Source organism: Pseudomonas sp. URIL14HWK12:I6 (assembly GCF_000514195.1).
GTDB lineage: Bacteria > Pseudomonadota > Gammaproteobacteria > Pseudomonadales > Pseudomonadaceae > Aquipseudomonas > Aquipseudomonas putida_A.
Window position 1 is genome coordinate 121,355 of record NZ_AZVL01000012.1, and the last position, 21,539, is coordinate 142,893.

A 21,539-nucleotide genomic window follows, 5' to 3' on the forward strand; every position below is an offset into this window, starting at 1 on the left:
ACGACCTTGAACGCACCCATAGAACCACATCGTTTTATCCTCGAGCCCTTTGAGGCTCGCCGCTTCGCCAATCTGTGCGGGCAATTCGACGAGCATCTGCGCTTGATCGAACAGCGCCTGGCCATCGAGATCCGCAATCGCGGAAACCAGTTCGAGCTGATCGGCGACCCCAAGCACACCACGTCTGCGGAAAACCTGCTGCGCCGCCTGTACCGCGAAACCAAGGGTACCGAGCTGTCGCCAGACATGGTGCACCTGTTCCTCCAGGAATCGGCCGTGGTCGAACTGGACAACCACGCCCCCGCCGAAGCCTACGTCGCCCTGCGCACCAAGAAAGGCATGATTCGCCCACGCGGCTTGAATCAGCTGCGCTACGTGAAGGAAATCCTCGGCAACGACATCAACTTCGGCATTGGTCCGGCCGGTACCGGCAAGACCTATCTGGCCGTGGCTTGCGCCGTCGATGCCCTGGAGCGCGAGCAGATCCGCCGCATCCTGCTGGTACGTCCGGCGGTTGAAGCGGGTGAAAAACTCGGCTTCCTGCCCGGCGACCTGAGCCAGAAGATCGACCCGTACCTGCGCCCGCTGTACGACGCCCTCTACGAAATGCTCGGCTTCGAATATGTGGCCAAGCTGATCGAGCGCCAGGTGATCGAAGTCGCGCCGCTGGCCTACATGCGCGGTCGTACGCTGAACAACAGCTTCATCATTCTCGACGAAAGCCAGAACACCACCGTCGAGCAGATGAAAATGTTCCTGACCCGGATCGGCTTTGGCTCCACCGCGGTCATCACCGGCGACATCACCCAGGTCGACCTGCCGCGCGGCACCAAGTCCGGGCTGCATCATGTGATCGAAGTACTCAAGGATGTCCCGGGCATCAGTTTCACCCACTTCCAGCCTAAAGACGTCGTGCGCCATCCATTGGTGCAGCGGATCGTCGAGGCCTACGAGCGCTTCGAGACCCGTGCCGAAGCCGCCAGGGAAACCTCGCGCGATGCTTGAGCTGGATCTGCAAATCGCTACCGAAGCGAACGCCCCGAGTGAAGCCGACTTCCGCAAATGGTGCGAACTGGCCCTGCGCCAGCGCAGCGCCGACTCGGAAATGACCATTCGTCTGGTCGACGAGGAAGAAGGTCGTGAGCTCAATCACACCTGGCGCCATAAGGATTACGCGACCAACGTCCTGTCGTTCCCGGCCGAAGTCCCTGACGAGTTTCTCGACATCCCGCTGCTCGGCGATCTGGTGATCTGCGTGGCCGTGGTCGAGCGCGAAGCTGCCGAGCAAGGCAAGGAACTCCAGGCCCATTGGGCACATCTAGTCATTCACGGCTGCTTGCATCTGCTCGGTTACGACCATATAGATGACGACGAAGCCGAAGAAATGGAAGCACTGGAACGCGAGTTGCTTGCCGAACTGGGCTATCCCGATCCGTACGCGGACGACGAAGCCGATACATCCCCTATCGTTACAACAAAGGATTCAGAGTAATCGCTATGAGCGAAGATCGATCGAGCAACGGGCAGAAGTCATGGCTGGGTAAACTGACCCAGGCTTTTGCCCACGAGCCGAAGAACCGTCAGGAGCTGCTTGAGCTGCTGCGTGATGCACATCAGAACAAACTGCTGGACAGCGAAGCGCTGGCCATCGTCGAAGGCGCCATTCAGGTGGCTGACCTGCAAGTCCGCGACATCATGGTGCCGCGCTCGCAGATGATCAGCATCAAGGCGAACCAGACACCCCGTGAATTCCTCCCGGCCGTGGTCGACTCGGCCCACTCGCGCTATCCGGTCATCGGCGAAAGCCACGACGACGTGATGGGCGTGCTGCTGGCCAAGGATCTGCTGCCGCTGATCCTCAAGGAGAACGGCGACAGCTTCAACATCAAGGACCTGCTGCGCCCGGCCACCTTCGTGCCCGAGTCCAAGCGTCTGAACGTGTTGCTGCGTGAATTCCGCGCCAACCACAACCACATGGCCATCGTCATCGACGAATACGGCGGCGTCGCCGGCCTGGTGACGATTGAAGACGTGTTGGAACAGATCGTCGGCGACATCGAAGACGAGCACGACGTCGAAGAAGACAGCTACATCAAGCCGCTGCCCAGCGGTGATTTCCTGATCAAGGCCCTGACACCGATCGAGAACTTCAACGAGTTCTTCGACAGCGAATTCTCCGACGACGAGTTCGACACCGTCGGCGGTCTGGTGATGAGCGCGTTCGGGCACTTGCCAAAACGCAACGAAATCACTGAAATCGGCGCCTATCGTTTCCGCATCCTGAACGCCGACAGCCGTCGGATTCATTTGCTGCGACTGACACCCATCGCCCGGTAATCATTAAGGATTGGGGTATGTCATCAGCTATTTCCTGCATCGCGTTGCGCCTGAAAGCGGGCCAGGCAAGGCGCAGTCCGCAGGGAGTGGCATTCCCTTTCCAAGGACTGCAACGCAGCATGGCCCGCTTTCAGGCGTAACCCGGAGGGCCGGGCCTGCTGTTACGCAGGGCTGCGTTGCTCGTCGTTCATTTGAAAAACCAAACTTCACTCCTCGCGCCTTGCCCTGCGTAACAGCAGACCCGGCGCGATACAGGAAATAGCTGATGACATACCCCCTGCGCTGGACAACCCGCCCCGGCTGGCCCGGTAACCTGCTGGCCGTGGCGGCCGGTGCAATCACCACCTTCGCCCTCGCCCCGTTCAACATCTGGCCGCTGGCTTTGCTGGCGGTTGGGCTGTTCTACGCCGGCCTGCGCGAGCTGAAACCGCGTCAGGCGCTGGGCCGTGGCTGGTGTTTCGGTTTCGGCCTGTTCGGCGCCGGCACCAGCTGGATCTACTACAGCATCCACCATTTCGGTGGCGCCTCGGTGCTGCTGGCCGGGTTCCTGATGCTGCTATTTACCGCTGCGATCGCGTTTTTCTTCGCCCTGCCCGCCTGGGTCTGGGCGCGCTGGTTGCGCCGCAATGAAGCACCGCTGGCCGATGCGCTGGCGTTTGCCGCGCTGTGGGTCGGCCAGGAAGCGTTTCGTGGCTGGTTCCTCACCGGTTTCCCGTGGCTCTACTCCGGCTACAGCCAGCTCGACGGCCCATTGGCCGGGCTCGCGCCGGTAGGCGGCATGTGGCTGGTGTCGTTCGTTCTGGCGCTGACTGCCGCGCTGATCTACAACGCACCGCGCCTGCTGCAATCCGGTCGCAAAGGCTTTATCGCGGCCGGTTTGGTGTTGCTGGTCGGGCCGTGGGTGGCGGGTATTGCGCTCAAGGGTCACGCCTGGACCAGTCCCTCCGGCCCGGCACTGAGCGTCGCCGCGATTCAGGGCAACGTCGAACAAAGCATGAAGTGGGATCCGGCGCAGCTCAATGCGCAACTGGCGCTGTATCGCGACCTGAGTTTTCGCTCGAAGCCGGTGGACCTGCTGATCTGGCCGGAAACCGCGGTACCGGTGCTCAAGGAGTCCGCCGAGGGCTACTTGAACATGATGGGCAACTTCGCCGCCGAGCGTAAATCGGCGCTGATCACCGGGGTGCCGATCCGCGAGACGGTTCGTCACGAAAAACGCTTCTTCAACGGCATCACCGTGGTCGGCGAAGGCGATGGCACCTACCTCAAGCAGAAACTGGTGCCGTTCGGTGAGTATGTACCGTTGCAGGATCTGCTGCGCGGGTTGATCGCGTTCTTTGACTTGCCGATGTCCGACTTCGCTCGCGGTCCGGCGGATCAGCCGCTGCTGCAGGCCAAGGGTTATCAAATCGCGCCATTCATCTGCTACGAAGTGGTGTACCCGGAATTCGCCGCTGGGCTGTCGGCACGCAGCGATCTGCTGCTGACAATCAGCAACGACACCTGGTTCGGCACCTCGATCGGCCCGCTGCAACACCTGCAAATGGCGCAAATGCGCGCACTTGAGGCCGGCCGCTGGATGATCCGAGCTACGAACAATGGCGTGACTGGGCTGATCAACCCGTTCGGGCAGATCACCGAGCAGATCCCGCAGTTCGAACAGGGCATTCTGTATGGCGAAGTGGTGCCGATGCACAACCTGACGCCGTACCTGCAATGGCGTTCATGGCCGCTGATCATCGTCTGTGTGCTGCTGTTTGGCTGGGCGCTGATGGCAAGCCGGATGTCGAAAACCCTTTAAAAGCGATCCATAAACACTGTGGTGAGGGGATTTATCCCCGATCGATGACGCAGTCATCGCAAATCCATTGCACTCGATTTACCTGAAAGGCCGAGATGCAGGTTTTGGTGCGGCTTCGCCACCCATCGGGGATAAATCCCCTCACCACAGAAGTCCTCTCAAAACAGTGCTCTTAGCGGTAAAACAACGAATACCCCACCTGCCCCACCGCCTCATTCAGCAACTGTCCGCTCTGCCAGATCGACTTGAACTCCGGCAGCCAGCCACCAAACGGGCGCGCATTATCGGTTCCGAGAAACCCGACGGGCGCCGGCACCACTTCGAATCCTGCCTGCTGGAAACACCACACGGCGCGCGGCATGTGCCAGGCCTGCGTGACCACCACGACGCGCTTGATGCCTTGGGGCAACAAGATGTCGGCGCTGAATTTGGCGTTTTCCCAGGTGGTACGGCTCTCGCCTTCCTGCCAGCGCGTGGTCACGCCGAAATCATCGCGCAACGAATCGGCCATCAGCTTCGCCTCGGTCGGCGGCGTGCCGTAATGCAGGCCACCGCTGGTCAGAATCGGCAGCCCGGAGGCCTTGGCCAGTCGCGCCGCATAGCGCTGACGCTCCAGCCCCACGCCGGTTGGCTGGTCCTCGCCCCAGGCCAGATCGCCGCGCTCGCGCCCGGAACCCAGCACCACGATGGCATCGGCGCGCTGCGCCAATATCGACCACGACTCACGGGGCAGCGGCGGCTCACGCTCCAGCGCTTTGGCGCCCCATTGCACCACCACCGGCAGGCTCATCAGCCAGAAACCACCCAGGCCAAGGGCAAAACACAGACCGGCCAGCCGTGGCCGGGAGCGGCGCAGCCACCAGGCGACCAGCAACAGCAGCAAAAGAATGCCAGGCGGCAATAGAAGTTGTTTGATGAAGTAACGCAAAGGCATCGGGGCATCTCCAGAGATGCCCGAAGCCTAAGAGTGTTAATGAAACGTTACAACCGATAGGTAGGATCCTGTTGGAAAAGATCCGTTACTTGACCTGCCATGCGATTACTTGGCCTGCACAGAACGAACCTTTACGATGTCTCTGCCGGGCGCCTTGTCCTTGAGCCAGATGACCTTGGCTGAATGTGCTGCATCGAGCTGTTTCACTGCCTGCGACAGGTATCCATGCGATTCACGCTCACTGCGATCCAGATAGGCCTTGACCAGTTTGAACTCGGCGGGGCTCAAGCCACGCAATTCCAGTTCCACGGGGCGCTCATCGCGCAGCCGGCCAGCGGTTTTTGCAGCGTCGAGCGCCATGCCCAGACGATCCATCAACCGTTCGTACAACTCGGGTTTCGTCACGTTTTTTTGCCGTTGCTCCACCATCCCTCACCTCATTGAAGATAAGACTCACTCCCCAATAAGAGCTTAGCTCCGCTGCACAAACCGGCTGAACGCCGCGACCAACGGCCCTCGCCACGGTTTTCCGGGGCCAGACAGCTGTAATCAGGGTTTCCCTAGGCCAAGCGCGGTCATGTATGCTACGGCGCTTCCTGTCATTCCACTTCCAGCCTGTCCGGAGCATCCCCCGGAGGGCGCGTTGAAGAGGATTAGGCCACCCCTATCCAGTACAAAAGTAGCCATGCACGAACAATATCAGCCCCGTGAAATCGAAGCCGCCGCCCAGTCGTTCTGGGACGAGCAAAAGTCCTTTGAAGTCAGTGAACAGCCAGGCAAGGAAACCTACTACTGCCTGTCGATGTTCCCTTACCCCAGCGGCAAGCTACACATGGGGCACGTGCGCAACTACACCATCGGCGACGTGATCTCCCGCTACCAGCGCATGCAAGGCAAGAACGTTCTGCAACCGATGGGTTGGGACGCCTTCGGCATGCCGGCGGAAAACGCCGCGATGAAGAACAATGTGGCGCCCGCCAAGTGGACCTACGAAAACATCGCCTACATGAAGTCCCAGCTGCGCAGTCTGGGCCTGGCGGTGGACTGGTCCCGTGAAGTGACCACCTGCAAGCCGGATTACTACCGCTGGGAACAATGGCTGTTCACTCGCCTGTTCGAAAAAGGCGTGATCTACCGCAAGAACGGCACCGTGAACTGGGACCCGGTCGACCAGACCGTGCTGGCCAACGAACAGGTGATCGATGGTCGCGGCTGGCGCTCCGGCGCGCTGATCGAAAAGCGCGAAATCCCGATGTACTACTTCAAGATCACCGCTTACGCGGATGAGCTGCTGGAGAGCCTCGACGAACTGACTGGCTGGCCGGAACAGGTCAAGACCATGCAGCGCAACTGGATCGGCAAATCCCGCGGCATGGAAGTACAGTTCCCGTACAACGTCGACTCGATCGGCGCAGCAGGCACCCTCAAGGTCTTCACCACCCGTCCGGACACCCTGATGGGCGCGACCTACGTTGCCGTGGCAGCCGAGCACCCGCTGGCCACCCAGGCAGCGCAGAACAACCCAGAGCTGCAAGCCTTCATCGCCGAATGCAAGGGCGGCAGCGTGGCTGAAGCCGACGTCGCCACTCAAGAGAAAAAAGGCCTGCCGACCGGCCTGTTCGTCGAGCACCCGCTGACCGGTGAAAAACTTCCGGTATGGGTCGCCAACTACGTGCTGATGCACTACGGCGACGGCGCCGTGATGGCAGTTCCGGCGCACGACGAGCGCGATTTCGAATTCGCCCACAAGTACAACCTGCCAGTCAAATCGGTGGTGCGCACCAGCTCCGGTGACACCAACCCGGCTCCGTGGCAAGACGCCTACGGCGAGCACGGCACGCTGATCAACTCCGGCGAGTTCGACGGTCTGGACTTCGCTGGCGCGTTCGATGCCATGGAAGTTGCACTGATCAAGAAAAACCTCGGCGCCTCGCGTACCCAGTTCCGCCTGCGCGACTGGGGCATCAGCCGTCAGCGCTACTGGGGTTGCCCGATTCCGATCATCCACTGCGCCACCTGCGGTGACGTGCCGGTGCCGGAAGACCAGTTGCCGGTGGTGCTGCCGGAAGACGTAGTGCCGGACGGCGCCGGTTCGCCGCTGGCGCGCATGCCGGAATTCTACGAGTGCAGCTGCCCGAAATGCGGCCAGCCTGCCAAGCGTGAAACCGACACCATGGACACCTTCGTCGAGTCCTCGTGGTACTACGCCCGTTACGCCTCGCCGCACTTCGAAGGTGGCCTGGTGGAAAAATCCGCGGCCGACCACTGGTTGCCGGTGGATCAGTACATCGGCGGTATCGAACACGCCATTCTTCACCTGCTGTACGCGCGTTTCTTCCACAAGCTGATGCGTGACGAAGGTCTGGTCAGCTCCAACGAGCCGTTCAAGAACCTGCTGACCCAGGGCATGGTGATCGCCGAGACTTACTATCGTCGCGAAGCCAACGGTGCCTACACCTGGTTCAACCCGGCGGACGTGGAACTCGAGCGTGACAGCAAGGCCAAGGTCATCAGCGCCAAATTGAAATCCGACGGCTTGCCGGTGGAAATCGGTGGCACCGAGAAAATGGCCAAGTCGAAGAACAACGGCGTCGACCCACAGTCGATGATCGATCAGTTCGGCGCCGACACCTGCCGCCTGTTCATGATGTTCGCTTCGCCGCCGGACATGAGCGCCGAATGGTCGGACTCCGGCGTTGAAGGCTCGCACCGTTTCCTCAAGCGCGTCTGGCGCCTGGCGCAGGCCCACGTCACTCAGGGCCTGCCGGGCAAGCTGGACATCGCCGGCCTGAACGACGAGCAGAAAGCCGTGCGCCGCGCCATCCACCTGGCCATCAAACAGGCCAGCCATGACGTCGGCCAGAACCACAAATTCAACACCGCCATCGCTCAGGTGATGACGCTGATGAACGTGCTGGAAAAAGTCGCGCAAGGCTCCGAACAGGACCGCGCGCTGATTCACGAAGGTCTGGAAGCCGTGACGTTGCTGCTGGCTCCAATCACGCCGCACATCAGCCATGAGCTGTGGAATCAACTGGGCCACGCTGACCCGGTGATCGATGCCGGCTGGCCTGCGGTCGATGAAAGCGCACTGGTGCAGGACAGCCTGCAACTGGTCATTCAAGTGAACGGCAAGCTGCGTGGCCAGATCGAAATGCCGGCCAGCGCCACCCGCGAAGAAGTTGAAGCGGCGGCCCGCGCAAACGAAAACGTGCTGCGTTTCGTCGACGGTCTGACCATTCGCAAAGTGATCGTTGTACCAGGGAAACTGGTTAACATCGTCGCCAGCTAAATTGGATTGGGCGTCAGGTTCGCCTGACGCACTGTAAAACCTTTCGGGCCGCAGGGTCGGCCCACATGGTTTCAAGGGGAGCAACACAATGATCAAACGCAATCTGCTGGTGATGGGCCTCGCCGTTCTGCTGAGCGCCTGCGGTTTCCAGCTGCGTGGCACCGGCACCAACGAACTGTCGATCAAGGAGCTCGATCTGAGCGCCCGTAACGCTTATGGCGAGACCGTCACCCAGCTGCGTCAGGTGCTCGAGTCCAGCGGCGTCAAGGTCTACAGCGGTGCACCGTATAAGCTGTATCTGGCTGACGAACAGGAAAACCAGCGCATCCTCAGCTACGCCGGCGCCGGTCGTACGGGTGAGTACCAAGTGACCACCGTGCTGAACTACGACATCGTAGGCGAACACAATCTGAACCTGCTGAGCGACAAGCTTGAAGTGCAGAAAGTGTTCATCCACGACGGCAACAACCTCGTCGGCTCCGATCAGGAAGCCAACGACGCCCGTCGCGAAACCCGTCGCGAACTGGTTCAACGCATGATGCTGCGCCTGCAACAGCTGACGCCGGGCCAACTGCAGCAATTGCAGCAAGCGGCCAACGACCGTGCCCGGGCTGAAGCCGACGCGCTGAAGGCGGCACAGAAGGCTGAAGCGGAAACCCCGCGTCAGTCGCCGCTCGAACTGCCGCAGCAGTAAGACGTACGGGGCGCTCAGGCGCCCCGTTCGTTCTCTCTTATGAAGCTCGCTCCCGCTCAACTCGGCAAACACCTGCAAGGCGCGCTCGCGCCCGTCTATATCATCAGCGGCGATGACCCGCTGTTGTGCCAGGAAGCCGCCGACGCCATTCGCAGTGCTGCCCGCCAGCAAGGTTTCGACGAACGCCAGGTGTTCGCCGCCGACGCCAATTTCGATTGGGGGACCTTGTTGCAGGCCGGCGCCAGCATGTCGCTGTTCGCCGAAAAACGCCTACTGGAACTGCGCCTGCCTTCGGGCAAGCCCGGTGACAAGGGCGCTGCCGCGCTGATCGAATACTGCTCGCGCCCCGCTGAAGACACGGTGCTGCTGATCAGCTTGCCCAAGCTCGACGGCAGTGCGCAGAAAACCAAGTGGGGCAAGGCCCTGGTCGAAGGCCAGCAGACCCAGTTCATCCAGATCTGGCCGGTGGATGCCAACCAGTTGCCGAGCTGGATCCGCCAGCGTCTGTCGCAAGCCGGTTTGTCGGCCAGCCAGGATGCGGTCGAACTGATCGCCGCACGCGTCGAGGGCAACCTGCTCGCCGCCGCGCAGGAAATCGAAAAGCTCAAGTTGATGGCCGAAGGTGGGCAGATCACCGTCGAAACCGTGCAGGCCGCGGTGGCCGACAGTGCGCGCTTCGACGTGTTTGGCCTGACCGACGCCGTACTCAACGGCGAACCGGCCCACGCCTTGCGCATGCTTGAAGGCCTGCGCGGTGAAGGCGTCGAGCCACCGGTGATTCTCTGGGCACTGGCGCGGGAGTTGCGCCTGCTGGCCAATATCTCGCTGCAGTACAGCCAGGGCACGCCGCTGGACAAGTGCTTCAGCCAGGCGAAACCTCCGGTCTGGGACAAGCGCAAACCGCTGATGAGCAAAGCCCTGCAACGCTACTCGGCGCAACGCTGGGCGCAGTTGTTGCTCGAAGCCCAGCGCATCGATGCGCAGATCAAGGGTCAGGCCGCCGGTTCGCCGTGGATGAGCCTGAGCCGGTTGGCGCTGTTGATGTCCGGCCAGCGTCTTTCACTGCCCGCCGAGTAAGACGTTCAACCGCATAACGCCCTTTCGCGAGCAAGCCCGCTCCCACAGTCGATCGCATTCACATGATAGAACTCGGTCGACTGTGGGAGCGGGCTTGCTCGCGAAGGCGTCAGAATATTCCTACGCAATAGAGGCTGGACAGACGCGCGGCTTCGGCAGATTATTCGCCCCGCAGCACCCACCTACCGAGAGAACCCTCATGAGCAAAAAGCCATCGAAACATGGCCCGAACAAGGCCAAATCCATCATCGCCCAACCCCTGTTCCGCAGTCGCCAGGAACGACCAACCAAGGGTAAAGGCAGCTACCGCCGCGAAGCCTTCCAGTCTAATAGCTGGGAGGCTTCTTACTTTCTGGCTGCCTGAAGCACAGCACCCCCTGGTCATGTTAAGGTCTGCACCTGATTCGTATCCCCTGGAACTGTGCATGCCCTTCAGTCTTTCCCGTCGTTGGCCCGTTCGCCAACTGATCGCTGCCTCCAGCTTCATTCTGCTTGTCGCCTGCGCGGAAAAACCTACCGCCGCCGATGCGCAACCCCTTCAAGCCGCCCCTGTCGCAACAGCCCCGGCAATCATCCCGCCGGTAGTGCCGTCCGCTGACCCGCTTGATCTTCAGCCAACCCAGACCTTTGCCGAATGGCAGGCGGGTTTCCGCAAGGATGCCTTGGCAGCCGGGATCCGCGCCGATCTGTTCGACCGCGCGTTTGCCAATGTCAGCTTCGATGCCAGTGTGATCAAAGCCGACCGCAGCCAGCCGGAGTTCTCTCGTCCAGTATGGGAATACCTCGATGGCGCCCTGTCGCCGCTGCGAGTGCGCAAGGGGCAGGCGCTGATCAGTCAGTACGCCGACATCCTGCAAAGCATCGAACAGCGTTATGGCGTGGATCGCCAGGCACTGGTGTCGGTATGGGGCATGGAAAGCAACTTCGGTCAGTTCCAGGGCAGCAAATCGGTGATCAACTCGCTGGCGACCCTGGCCTACGAAGGCCGTCGCCCCGCATTTGCTCATGCACAACTGATCGCGGCGCTGCAGATCCTGCAACAGGGCGACATCACGCCAGAAAAGATGCTTGGCTCGTGGGCCGGCGCGATGGGCCAGACCCAGTTCATTCCGACGACCTACAACACCCACGCCGTGGATTTCGACGGTGACGGTCGCCGCGACATCTGGAGCAGCCCGGCCGATGCACTGGCCTCCACCGCGCACTACCTGCAAAGCTCAGGCTGGCAGCGTGGTCAGCCGTGGGGCTTCGAAGTGCAACTGCCGAGCGGATTCAACTACACCCTGGCCGATGGCGCGATGCGCAAGACCGTTGCCGAATGGCGTCAACTGGGCGTGATCCTGCCTAATGGCGGTCAGGCCCCGGCCGGCTCGGAACAGCTGTCTGCCGCCCTGCTGCTGCCGGCCGGCTACCGTGGCCCGGCGTTCCTGATCCTCGATAACTTCCGGGCGATCCTCAAGTACAACAACTCGTCGTCCTATGCACTGGCAGTCAGCCTGTTGTCCGAGCGCTTCAATGGCGCAGGCCTGATCAATGGCACCTGGCCGAAAGACGATCTGCCACTGAGCCGCACCGAGCGTATCGAATTGCAGAACCTGCTGAGCGCGCGTAACTACGATGCGGGAACGGCGGACGGGATTATCGGCGCCAATACACGCAAGGCGATCCGCAGTGCCCAGCAGGCGCTGGGTTGGCCGGCGGACGGGTATCCGACGCATAAGTTGCTTGAGAGCCTGCGTACTCAATAGAAGATAGCCGCATGGCTGATGCCGCCTTCGCGAGCAAGCCCGCTCCCACATTGGTTCTGTGTACGACACGAATCAAATGTGGGAGGGGGCTTGCTCCCGAAGACTGACTCAATGGCAACCAAACCCTAGCGTCTGATCACTACATCCTGTTCCAACATCAATTCCTTTTTCCCCGCATCCAGTCGAACCAGCGCCCCCATCGGTAGCGTCAGGTTCGGATCACAATGCCCGCTGCGCCACCCCGACAGCACCGGAATCCGTAACGGCTCGAACGTCTGCTTGAGCAAGCGATTCAGCGCCTCGACATCGACCCCGGCGACATCCCCCACCAGCACACCGCGCAATCTGGCCAGCTTGCCGGCCAGACGCATCTGCGTGAGCAAACGGTCGATGCGGTACAGCGGCTCGTTGACGTCCTCGATCAGCAGAATCACGCCCTCGACATCAATCTCATACGGTGTGCCCAGCGTTGCGGCGATCATCGCCAGATTGCCGCCGAGCAAACGCCCGTGCGCAATGCCCGGTTCGACGGTGGTCAAGGGATAAGCCACCGGATGGCTCAACACACTCCCCGCCTTCAACTGACCGCGCAGCATGGCGAAGAATGAAGTGACAGTCGGCGGCTCCTTGTCGCCCAGCAAATCGGCGTTGAGCAGCGGGCCGTGGAAGGTCACGAACCCGGCGTAGCGACTGATCGCCAGATGCAGCGCGGTGATGTCGCTGTAGCCGACAAACGGCTTGGCGTGGCGGCTGAGCAGATCGTAATCGATCCGGTCCAGCAGGCGCGGCGTACCGTAGCCGCCGCGCAGGCAAATGATCGCGTCGACTTCAGGGTCGGCGAACGCGGCATGCAGGTCGTTGAGGCGTACGTCATCGCTGCCGGCCAGATAGCCGTCCTTCTCGTAGACGCCGGGGAACACTTTCAGCGCATAGCCGCGGGCGCGCATCCACTGCACAGCCTTTTCCGTGTCCAGCGCACCGGGGCCAGCAGGGGCGATCAAGCCGATCAGCCCTTCGGATGGCAGCGCCGGTACGGGTTTATGCGGAAAAAGGCTGTGGGTCGGTCGAACGGTCATCCATGGGTCTCCCTGTGTGAAGTCTTGCAGACACAGTAGTCAGGTCCAGAGACAAACAAAAGAGTGCGCGGCAGACCCAAACAAAAATACCCGCCGAGGCGGGTATTTTTCGAGCCTATCAGCGCCGGATCAGGAACCGAGCAACTCGGCCTTGACCAGTTTCGCCTGCTCGTCAGCGTGATACGACGAACGTACCAGCGGGCCGGAAGCAACGTTCTTGAAGCCCATCTTGTAACCTTCTTCGGCGAACCAGGCGAAGGTGTCCGGGTGCACGAAACGCTGCACCGGCAAGTGGCTACGCGACGGTTGCAGGTACTGGCCGAGGGTCAGCATGTCGATGTCGTGTTCGCGCATGCGCTTCATGACTTCGATGACTTCTTCGTCAGTCTCGCCAAGACCCAGCATCAGGCCGGACTTGGTCGGAATGTGCGGCATCATCTGCTTGAAGCGTTGCAGCAGGGTCAGCGACCACTGGTAGTCCGAACCCGGACGCGCAGCCTTGTACAGGCGCGGCACGGTTTCCAGGTTGTGGTTGAACACATCCGGCGGCTCGGCAGCGGTGATTTCCAGGGCGATGTCCATGCGGCCACGGTAGTCCGGGACCAGGGTTTCCAGCTGCACGTTCGGCGACAGCTTGCGGATCTCGCGGATGCAGTCGGCAAAGTGCTGGGCACCGCCGTCGCGCAGGTCGTCGCGGTCAACCGAGGTGATCACCACGTACTTGAGCTTGAGGTCGGCAATGGCGATCGCCAGGCTTTCCGGCTCGTTGACGTCCAGCGGCTTCGGACGGCCGTGGCCAACGTCGCAGAACGGGCAGCGACGGGTGCAGATGTCGCCCATGATCATGAAGGTCGCGGTGCCGCCGGAGAAGCACTCGCCCAGGTTCGGGCAGGAGGCTTCTTCGCAGACGCTGTGCAGCTTGTGCTTGCGCAGCAGGCTCTTGATCCGGTCGACTTCCGGCGAAACCGGGATACGCACGCGAATCCAGTCGGGTTTCTTCGGCAGTTCGGTGGTCGGAATTATCTTTACCGGGATGCGTGCAACCTTCTCGGCGCCGCGCAGCTTGACGCCGGCTTCAACCTTGGGACGCGGGGCCGGGCGCTCGGTCACGTCGAGCGTCGGGATCATGGTTTGCACTGCATCAGTAGTCATATCAGTCGATTCCGCCCGTCAGGGTCGTCTGCTCAGCATAGTCGAGGTGTTTGACGAGCTGCGCGCGCAGCCGGGCACTTACCTCGGCAAATTCAATCGATCCTGCGTGATCGCTCAGCTGGGTCATCGCCAGCCCGGCATAGCCGCAGGGATTAATCCGTCGAAACGGCTCCAGGTTCATATCCACGTTCAGGGCCAGGCCATGAAAGGAGCAACCGTGGCGAATCCGCAAACCCAGAGAAGCGATTTTCGCTCCGTCGACGTAGACGCCGGGAGCATCTGGCTTGGCGGCGGCGGTGACGCCGTAGCTGGCCAGCAGTTCGATCAGGCACTGTTCCATGCGCGTGACCAGATCACGTACGCCGAAACCCAGCTTGCGCACATCCAGCAACAGGTAAGCCACCAATTGGCCCGGGCCATGATAAGTCACCTGCCCGCCGCGATCGACCTGTACCACCGGGATATCGCCCGGCAACAACAGGTGTTCGGCCTTGCCGGCCTGGCCTTGGGTGAACACCGGAGGGTGCTCGACCAGCCAGATTTCGTCGGCGGCATCGCTGCCGCGTTCGTTGGTGAAGCGTTGCATGGCATGCCAGACCGGCTCGTAAGCCATCTGGCCAAGTTCGCGAAAGCCCAGCGTGCCCGGCATCACAACACCATGTGCACGAAACCGGAAGCCCGCAGTTCGCTGTTGATGTTGTACAGCTGATCCTGGTCTGTCGCGACGATGTGCAGCTGGATGGTGGTGTACTTGCCGTTGCTGCTTTGACGCTCGTCGATGCGCTCATCATTGATGGTTGCGTGTTTCTTGACGATGTCGATGATTTTGTCTTTGTTGCCGACGCCCGTATCGCTGATCACCTTAATCGGATAATCAGTCTGCGGAAATTCGATCTTTGGCGCCTTTACTTCGGTATCGGTCATGGCGTAACGGCCTCTAGAGCGCAAGCCGTGGTAACGCACATGGCCCCGCACCGGATCGGGGCGGGGCCATGCAGGTCAACACAAATCAGTTGAACAAGCCGTAGAAGAATAGACGGATGCTATCCCACATGCGGCGGAAGATACCACCCTCCTCGACAGCGTCCAGAGCGATCAGGTCGGCGCTGTGCACCACCTTGTCGTCCAGTTTCACTTCGACTTTACCGATCACGTCGCCCTTGGCGATTGGCGCGGTCAGTTGCGGGTTCATGGTCATGCTGGCAGCGAGCTTTTTCAGCTGGCCTTTTGGCAGGGTCATGGTCAGGTCTTCAGCCAGGCCGGCCTTGACTTGACTGGTGGTGCCTTTCCACACCGGGGCCTGAGCCAGTTCGGTGCCCTTCTGGTAGAAGGTCTGGGTTTCGAAGAAACGGAAACCGTAGGTCAGCAGCTTCTGGGTTTCAGCGGCACGCGCCACTTCGCTGTTGGTGCCGAACACCACGGCGATCAGACGCTGGCCATCACGTACAGCCGAGGACACCATGCAGTAGCCGGCTTCGTCGGTGTGACCGGTTTTCAGACCGTCAACGGTCTTGTCGCGCCACAGCAGCAGGTTGCGGTTAGGCTGCTTGATGCCGTTCCAGAAGAACTCTTTCTGCGAGTAGATCGCGTAGTGAGCCGGGTCTTCGTGGATGATCGCACGGGCCAGGATCGCCATGTCATGAGCCGACGAGTAGTGCTCAGGGTTCGGCAGACCGGTCGGGTTCATGAAGTGCGAGTTGGTCATGCCCAGATCGGCGACCGTCTTGTTCATCAGGTCGGCGAACGCGTCTTCGCTGCCGGCGATGTGCTCGGACAGCGCCACGCTGGCGTCGTTGCCGGACTGGATGATGATGCCGTGCAGCAGGTCGCTGACGGTCACTTGCGAGCCGACTTTGATGAACATCCGCGAGCCGCCGGTACGCCAGGCGTTTTCGCTGACGGTCACCGGGTCGTTCTCACCGATCTGGCCACGACGGATTTCCAGCGTAGCGATGTACGCGGTCATCAGTTTGGTCAGGCTGGCTGGCGGCAGACGCTGGTCACCGTTGTTCTCCACCAGCACGTTGCCGCTGCTGGCGTCCATGAGCACGTAGGCTTTTGCAGCCAGTTGAGGTGGCGACGGCATCATCTCGGCCGCGAAAGCGGCTGGCGAGAGGAGCAGCGGGACTAGCAGACACAGGCGTTTGGCAAAGGTGGTGATGTTCATCCGTCTCTCGAAATCGCTAATGGAAACTTGCCCGAAGGCAAAACTATTCAGACAGCCTTCTAACGGGCCATCGCGTGTTCAGTTGCTCACTCCAGTCACCCTTGCCGGGCTTTTGTTCTTCGACGAGCCAACAACCTGGTTCACCCCCCAAAACCGCAAGTGAACCGTCAATCAAGTGCTACGTTTCTTACTCGGTGACCACGCTCGGCGAGCCGAGATTGGCCAGGCGCACGCTGTTCTGCACCTGGGCGATCTCACCCGGCGAACCGATCGGCCCCAGGCGTACCCGGTGCAGGGTCTGCTGATTGCGCACGATCGAGCTGATGAACACCGGAGCGCTCACCATCCCGCTGAGCTTCGACCTCAGGAGTTCTGCAGCGTCCGGGTTGGCGAACGCGCCCACCTGCAGATACTGGCCAGACGCTGGTGCAGAAGCGTTTTTTTTTGCGCTGATCTGTACAGGGACAGTGTCAGAAGCATGTTGCTGCGGCGGCGGGGTCCACTGCTCGATGGTACCGGCCGACGCCGTGATCACCGGGGCGCTATTTTGCGCGACTTGCGGCTCGTTGAGCATCAGCGGCGCCGGACGGCCCTTGGCGGCCCACCATTGCTGCGGATCGATGCCCTCGACCTTGACCCGCGCGGTGCCGATTTCGGCATAACCGAGCTTCTTCGCGGCCGCGTAGGACAAGTCGATGATCCGGTCCGAATAGAACGGCCCGCGATCGTTGACCCGCAGGATCACGCTCTTGTTGTTGTCCAGGTTGGTCACCCGAACGTAACTTGGCAGTGGCAGAGTCTTGTGAGCGGCACTCATGCCGTACAGGTCATACACTTCGCCGTTGGCGGTGTTCTGCCCGTGGAACTTGGTGCCGTACCAGGACGCCGTGCCCGAGGCGACGTAGGTCTTGGATTCCTGCAACGGGAAATAGGTCTTGCCCAGCACGGTGTAAGGGTTGGCCTTGTACGGGCCGGTGTGCAGGGTCGGCGTGGCGTCCGGGATCCGCGAAACATCGACATCCCACCACGGCGCGCCGTCTTTGTGCGCGCGGTTAATGTCCAGCCCCGGCTGCGCACGTACGGCGGTAGACGAGGTCTTCTGGGTTGGCGCGCGGCTGGTCGAACAGCTGGCGACCAGCACCGCCAACGCGGCGAATGCCACCAGCTTCAGGGGTTTATTGATAGGCAATGCCCGCATTACTTGACGCCCCGTGCTTTTACCAGCTCTTCAGACAGTTGATGTACGGCCATGGCGTACATCACGCTGCGGTTATAACGCGTGATCGCGTAGAAATTCTTCAGGCCCATCCAGTATTCAGGGCCGTTGTCGCCTTCGAGGCGAAATGCAGTAACCGGCATATCATCGCGCAGCGCATCATGACTTGACCAGCCCAGCGCCCGCAACTCTCCGACCGTTTTCGTCGGCTCGATGCCGGTGGTCAGGCCTTCATCGACCTGCTCGCCGCGCACATCGGCGCGACTGACCACTGGTTCCCCGGCGACCCAGCCATGCCGTTTGAAGTAACTGGCCACGCTGCCGATCGCATCGTCCGGATTGGTCCAGATATTGATGTGACCGTCACCGTCGAAATCCACCGCATAGGCGCGAAAGCTGCTCGGCATGAATTGCGGCAAGCCCATCGCCCCGGCGTACGAGCCTTTGAGGGTCAATGGATCGACCTGTTCTTCACGGGCCAGCAGCAGGAACTCACGCAATTCCTTGCGGAAAAATTCGGCACGGGGAGGATAGTCGAAACCGAGCGTGGACAATGCATCAATCACCCGGTAATTGCCGGTATTACGTCCGAAAAAGGTCTCGACGCCGATGATCGACACGATGACTTGTGCCGGTACACCGTACTCCTGCTCGGCACGGGCCAGCACGGCCTCGTGCTGGCGCCAGAAGTCCACACCACGGGCGATGCGCGCGTCGGTGATGAACATCGGGCGATATTCTTTCCACTGCTTGACCCGCTCGGCGGGTTTGGAGATGGCGTCGAGAATCGCCTGCTTGCGCTGCGCCTCGCGGAACACCGCCATCAGTTGCTCGCCGGCAAAACCGTAGTCGCGGGTCATTTCACCGACGAATTCGGCCACCTGCGGTGAGCCTTCGTAATCGCCGGCCAGCGCTTCCTGCGCGCTGCCAAGGATGCCGACCAGGCCGACCCACGGCGCGTAACGAGTCGCCCAGCTGCGCATGACTTGCATTGAACTCTTCACCTTATTCAAACCTGTGCGATCCACTTGCGATGCGTATGAATCGACATCAAAACCCCAAACGCTGACAGCAGTGTCACCAGCGAAGTTCCTCCGTAGCTAATGAAGGGCAACGGCACCCCCACCACCGGCAACAGGCCACTGACCATACCGATGTTGACGAAAACATAAACAAAAAACGTCATGGTCAGCGCGCCGGCGAGCAATTTGCCGAACAGCGTCTGCGCCTGGGCGGTAATCACCAGGCCGCGACCGATCAGCAACAGATAGATCAGCAGCAGCGCGCAGATGCCCACCAGACCGAACTCCTCGCCCAGTACGGCGATGATGAAGTCGGTGTGGCTTTCCGGCAAAAAGTCCAGGTGCGACTGGGTGCCCAGCAGCCAGCCCTTGCCGAACACGCCCCCGGAACCGATCGCGGCTTTCGACTGGATGATGTTCCAGCCGGTGCCGAGCGGATCGCTTTCCGGGTCGAGGAACGTGAGGATCCGCTGCTTCTGGTAGTCGTGCATAATGAAGAACCACATGGCGATCGCCACCGGTACGGCGGCGGCCAGCACGCTGAGGATCCAGCGCCAGCGCAGTCCGCCCATGAACAGCACGAACGCGCCGCCGGCCAGAATCAGCAGCGACGTGCCGAGGTCGGGCTGGCGCACGATCAGAATGAACGGCACACCGATCAGCATCAGGCTGATGCCGACGTGCTTGAGTTGCGGTGGCAGCGTGCGTTTGGACAGATACCAGGCAATCGTCGCCGGCATCAGAATCTTCATGAACTCCGAGGGCTGGAAGCGGATCACCCCGGGGATGTTGATCCAGCGAGTTGCGCCCATGGCGTTGTGGCCCATGATGTCCACCACCATCAGCAGCACCACGCCGACCACGTAACCGAGCGGCACCCAACGCGCCATGAACCGTGGTTCGAACTGGGCGATGACAATCATCGACACCAGGCCGATGCCGAACGACGTGGCTTGTTTGCCCAGCAGATCCCAGCTCTTGCCACTGGCCGAATACAGCACGAACAGACTGCCTGCGGCGAGGATCAGCAGCAGGATCAACAGCGGGCCATCGATATGCAGACGTTGCAGCAGCGTCGCCCGGCGACGCATCACATCCTCGCTGGAGAGCATGCGATCAAAATTATTCATCACGGGCCGTAGCCTCCGCACTGATAGGACCGGCGTATTCGGCCTTCAATCGACCATCCTGATCCAGAAGCCAGGCGTCCATCACCTGACGCACCACTGGCGCGGCGACCCCGGAGCCGGACTCACCGTTCTCGACCATCACCGAAACCACTATTTTCGGGTTGTCGGCCGGGGCGAAACCGACGAACAAGGCGTGGTCGCGGTGGCGTTCCTGAACCTTGGAGCGGTCGTATTTTTCACCTTGTTTGATCGCGACGACCTGAGCGGTACCGGACTTGCCGGCGATGCGGTATTGCGCACCGATTGCTGCCTTGCGCGCAGTACCCCGGGCGCCGTGCATCACCTGCTGCATGCCGTGGTTGACCTTGGTCCAGTCCGACGGATCGCGCAGGACGATGTCCGGCATCGGGTTCTCGTCTACCGGTTTGGCGCCCTCAATGGTCTTGGCCAGGTGCGGCCGGTTCCAGATGCCTTTGTTGGCGACCAGCGCCGTGGCCTGCGCCAGTTGCAACGGTGTGGACTGCATATAACCCTGGCCAATCCCCAGAATCAGGGTTTCACCCGGGAACCACGCCTGCTTGCGCGTCGCACGCTTCCACTCGCGGGACGGCATCAGGCCGGGGGATTCTTCGAACATGTCCAGCGAGACCTTCTGGCCGATGCCGAACTTGTTCATGTAGGCCGACAACCGATCGATGCCCAGCTTGTGCGCCAGGTCATAGAAGTAGGTGTCGTTGGAACGCATGATCGCCGTGTCGAGATCGACGAAGCCGTCACCGGTGCGGTTCCAGTTGCGGTACTTGTGATCGTAGTTGGGCAGCATGTAGTAACCGGGGTCGAACACCCGGCTCGACGCTGTCACTACGCCAGAATCGAGACCGGCAATCGCCACCGCCGGCTTGATCGTCGAACCCGGCGGGTACAGGCCGCGCAGCACGCGGTTGAACAGCGGCCGGTCGATGGAATCGCGCAGTTCGGCATAGGCCTTGAAGCTGATGCCGGTGACGAACAGGTTCGGGTCGAAACTCGGCTGGCTGACCATCGCCAGCACTTCGCCAGTCTTCGGATCGAGCGCCACCACCGCGCCACGTCGCCCGCCCAGCGCAGCTTCGGCCGCTTCCTGCAGTTTGATGTCCAGGCTCAGGACGATGTCCTTGCCGGGAATCGGATCGGTACGCTTGAGCACGCGCAATACGCGGCCCCGAGCGTTGGTTTCGACTTCCTCGTACCCCACCTGCCCGTGCAGCTCCGGCTCGTAGAAACGCTCGATGCCGGTCTTGCCGATGTGGTGGGTGCCGCTGTAGTTGACCGGGTCGAGGGTCTTCAGCTCTTTCTCGTTGATGCGCCCCATGTAACCCACCGAGTGCGCAAAATGCGCGCCCTGCGGGTAGTGGCGCACCAGTTGCGCGACCACTTCCACCCCAGGCAGGCGGAACTGGTTAACCGCGATCCGGGCGATCTGCTCTTCGGTCAACTCAAACAGGATCGGCACCGGCTCGAATGGCCGACGCCCCTGACGCATGCGTTTCTCGAAGATCACCCGGTCCTCGGGCGTCAGTTGCAGCACTTCGACGATCACGTCGAGCACTTGCTGCCAGTCGCCGGAACGCTCGCGGGTCATGCTCAGGCTGAAGCTCGGACGGTTGTCCGCCACCACCACGCCGTTGCGGTCGAAGATCAAGCCGCGGGTCGGTGGAATCGGCTGCACGTGGACGCGGTTGTTTTCCGAGAGTGTCGAGTGGTACTCGTACTGGATCACCTGCAAGTAGTACAGCCGCGCAATCAGCACGCAGATCAACAGCATGACCGCAATGGCCCCGAACACGACGCGGCTGCGCACCAGGCGGGCGTCCTTTTCGTGGTCCTTGATGCGGATCGGCTGAGACATGAGGG

At 61.2% G+C, this 21,539-nt stretch carries 20 protein-coding genes; 9 read left to right on the forward strand and 11 right to left on the reverse strand.

Translation table 11 applies throughout. The features are described 5' to 3' along the window. Positions 1-6 precede the first annotated feature (6 nt). From H043_RS0117240 to lnt, 4 genes are all read left to right on the forward strand, one after another. Complete coding sequence (locus tag H043_RS0117240; RefSeq protein WP_027612884.1) at positions 7-1,005, forward strand: PhoH family protein; 999 nt, start codon at positions 7-9, stop codon at positions 1,003-1,005. Then, the gene (ybeY, locus tag H043_RS0117245; protein WP_027612885.1) at positions 998-1,492 is read left to right on the forward strand and encodes an rRNA maturation RNase YbeY; all 495 of its coding nucleotides are present in this window, start codon (positions 998-1,000) and stop codon (positions 1,490-1,492) included. The genes H043_RS0117240 and ybeY overlap by 8 nt, the downstream gene beginning before the upstream one ends. A 5-nt stretch (positions 1,493-1,497) precedes the next feature. Next, positions 1,498-2,337 carry an HlyC/CorC family transporter gene (locus H043_RS0117250; RefSeq protein ID WP_027612886.1) on the forward strand — a complete coding sequence of 280 codons (840 nt, stop codon included), beginning with the start codon at positions 1,498-1,500 and terminating at the stop codon, positions 2,335-2,337. A 277-nt stretch (positions 2,338-2,614) separates the two neighbouring features. Beyond that, on the forward strand, positions 2,615-4,138 hold the full coding sequence (lnt, locus tag H043_RS0117255) for an apolipoprotein N-acyltransferase (protein WP_027612887.1): 1,524 nt from the start codon (positions 2,615-2,617) through the stop codon (positions 4,136-4,138). Positions 4,139-4,310: 172 nt separating this feature from the next. Here the strand turns inward: lnt and H043_RS0117260 are convergent, their stop codons facing one another. Beyond that, positions 4,311-5,072 (reverse strand): YdcF family protein, encoded by a 762-nt coding sequence (locus tag H043_RS0117260; protein WP_027612888.1) that lies wholly within the window; start codon positions 5,070-5,072, stop codon positions 4,311-4,313. Positions 5,073-5,177: 105 nt separating this feature from the next. Beyond that, a complete protein-coding gene (locus H043_RS0117265) occupies positions 5,178-5,501 on the reverse strand; it encodes a hypothetical protein (RefSeq protein ID WP_027612889.1) in 324 nt (107 codons plus the stop codon). A 256-nt stretch (positions 5,502-5,757) separates the two neighbouring features. Here H043_RS0117265 and leuS point away from each other — a divergent pair, with 256 nt between their 5' ends. From leuS to H043_RS0117290, 5 genes are all read left to right on the forward strand, one after another. Next, complete coding sequence (gene leuS / locus H043_RS0117270) at positions 5,758-8,364, forward strand: leucine--tRNA ligase (RefSeq protein ID WP_027612890.1); 2,607 nt, start codon at positions 5,758-5,760, stop codon at positions 8,362-8,364. Positions 8,365-8,452: 88 nt separating this feature from the next. Continuing rightward, on the forward strand, positions 8,453-9,058 hold the full coding sequence (gene lptE, locus H043_RS0117275; protein WP_007960576.1) for an LPS assembly lipoprotein LptE: 606 nt from the start codon (positions 8,453-8,455) through the stop codon (positions 9,056-9,058). 39 nt (positions 9,059-9,097) lie between these two features. Next, positions 9,098-10,135 carry a DNA polymerase III subunit delta gene (gene holA, locus H043_RS0117280; protein ID WP_003228535.1) on the forward strand — a complete coding sequence of 346 codons (1,038 nt, stop codon included), beginning with the start codon at positions 9,098-9,100 and terminating at the stop codon, positions 10,133-10,135. Between the two features lie 199 nt (positions 10,136-10,334). Beyond that, a complete protein-coding gene (arfA, locus tag H043_RS0117285; protein ID WP_027612891.1) occupies positions 10,335-10,499 on the forward strand; it encodes an alternative ribosome rescue factor ArfA in 165 nt (54 codons plus the stop codon). Positions 10,500-10,560: 61 nt separating this feature from the next. Next, the gene (locus H043_RS0117290; protein WP_027612892.1) at positions 10,561-11,883 is read left to right on the forward strand and encodes a lytic murein transglycosylase; all 1,323 of its coding nucleotides are present in this window, start codon (positions 10,561-10,563) and stop codon (positions 11,881-11,883) included. A 125-nt stretch (positions 11,884-12,008) separates the two neighbouring features. Here the strand turns inward: H043_RS0117290 and H043_RS0117295 are convergent, their stop codons facing one another. From H043_RS0117295 to mrdA, 9 genes are all read right to left on the reverse strand, one after another. After that, complete coding sequence (locus H043_RS0117295; RefSeq protein ID WP_027612893.1) at positions 12,009-12,959, reverse strand: LD-carboxypeptidase; 951 nt, start codon at positions 12,957-12,959, stop codon at positions 12,009-12,011. 129 nt (positions 12,960-13,088) lie between these two features. Continuing rightward, the gene (gene lipA / locus H043_RS0117300) at positions 13,089-14,087 is read right to left on the reverse strand and encodes a lipoyl synthase (RefSeq protein WP_160768663.1); all 999 of its coding nucleotides are present in this window, start codon (positions 14,085-14,087) and stop codon (positions 13,089-13,091) included. Positions 14,088-14,112: 25 nt separating this feature from the next. Then, positions 14,113-14,760 (reverse strand): lipoyl(octanoyl) transferase LipB, encoded by a 648-nt coding sequence (gene lipB / locus H043_RS0117305; protein WP_027612894.1) that lies wholly within the window; start codon positions 14,758-14,760, stop codon positions 14,113-14,115. Next, complete coding sequence (locus H043_RS0117310) at positions 14,760-15,035, reverse strand: DUF493 domain-containing protein (RefSeq protein ID WP_027612895.1); 276 nt, start codon at positions 15,033-15,035, stop codon at positions 14,760-14,762. The genes lipB and H043_RS0117310 overlap by 1 nt, the downstream gene beginning before the upstream one ends. Before the next feature lie 85 nt (positions 15,036-15,120). Next, positions 15,121-16,278, reverse strand: a complete 1,158-nt coding sequence (locus H043_RS0117315; protein WP_003228546.1) for a D-alanyl-D-alanine carboxypeptidase family protein — start codon at positions 16,276-16,278, stop codon at positions 15,121-15,123. A 187-nt stretch (positions 16,279-16,465) separates the two neighbouring features. Then, a complete protein-coding gene (locus H043_RS0117320) occupies positions 16,466-17,476 on the reverse strand; it encodes a septal ring lytic transglycosylase RlpA family protein (RefSeq protein ID WP_007960588.1) in 1,011 nt (336 codons plus the stop codon). After that, the gene (gene mltB, locus H043_RS0117325) at positions 17,476-18,486 is read right to left on the reverse strand and encodes a lytic murein transglycosylase B (RefSeq protein WP_007960589.1); all 1,011 of its coding nucleotides are present in this window, start codon (positions 18,484-18,486) and stop codon (positions 17,476-17,478) included. The genes H043_RS0117320 and mltB overlap by 1 nt, the downstream gene beginning before the upstream one ends. 17 nt (positions 18,487-18,503) lie before the next feature. Then, positions 18,504-19,607: a rod shape-determining protein RodA gene (gene rodA / locus H043_RS0117330; RefSeq protein WP_047296919.1), complete on the reverse strand. Its 1,104-nt coding sequence runs from the start codon at positions 19,605-19,607 to the stop codon at positions 18,504-18,506. A gap of 31 nt (positions 19,608-19,638) precedes the next feature. Continuing rightward, a complete protein-coding gene (gene mrdA / locus H043_RS0117335) occupies positions 19,639-21,534 on the reverse strand; it encodes a penicillin-binding protein 2 (protein WP_027612897.1) in 1,896 nt (631 codons plus the stop codon). Between the last annotated feature and the right edge of the window lie 5 nt (positions 21,535-21,539).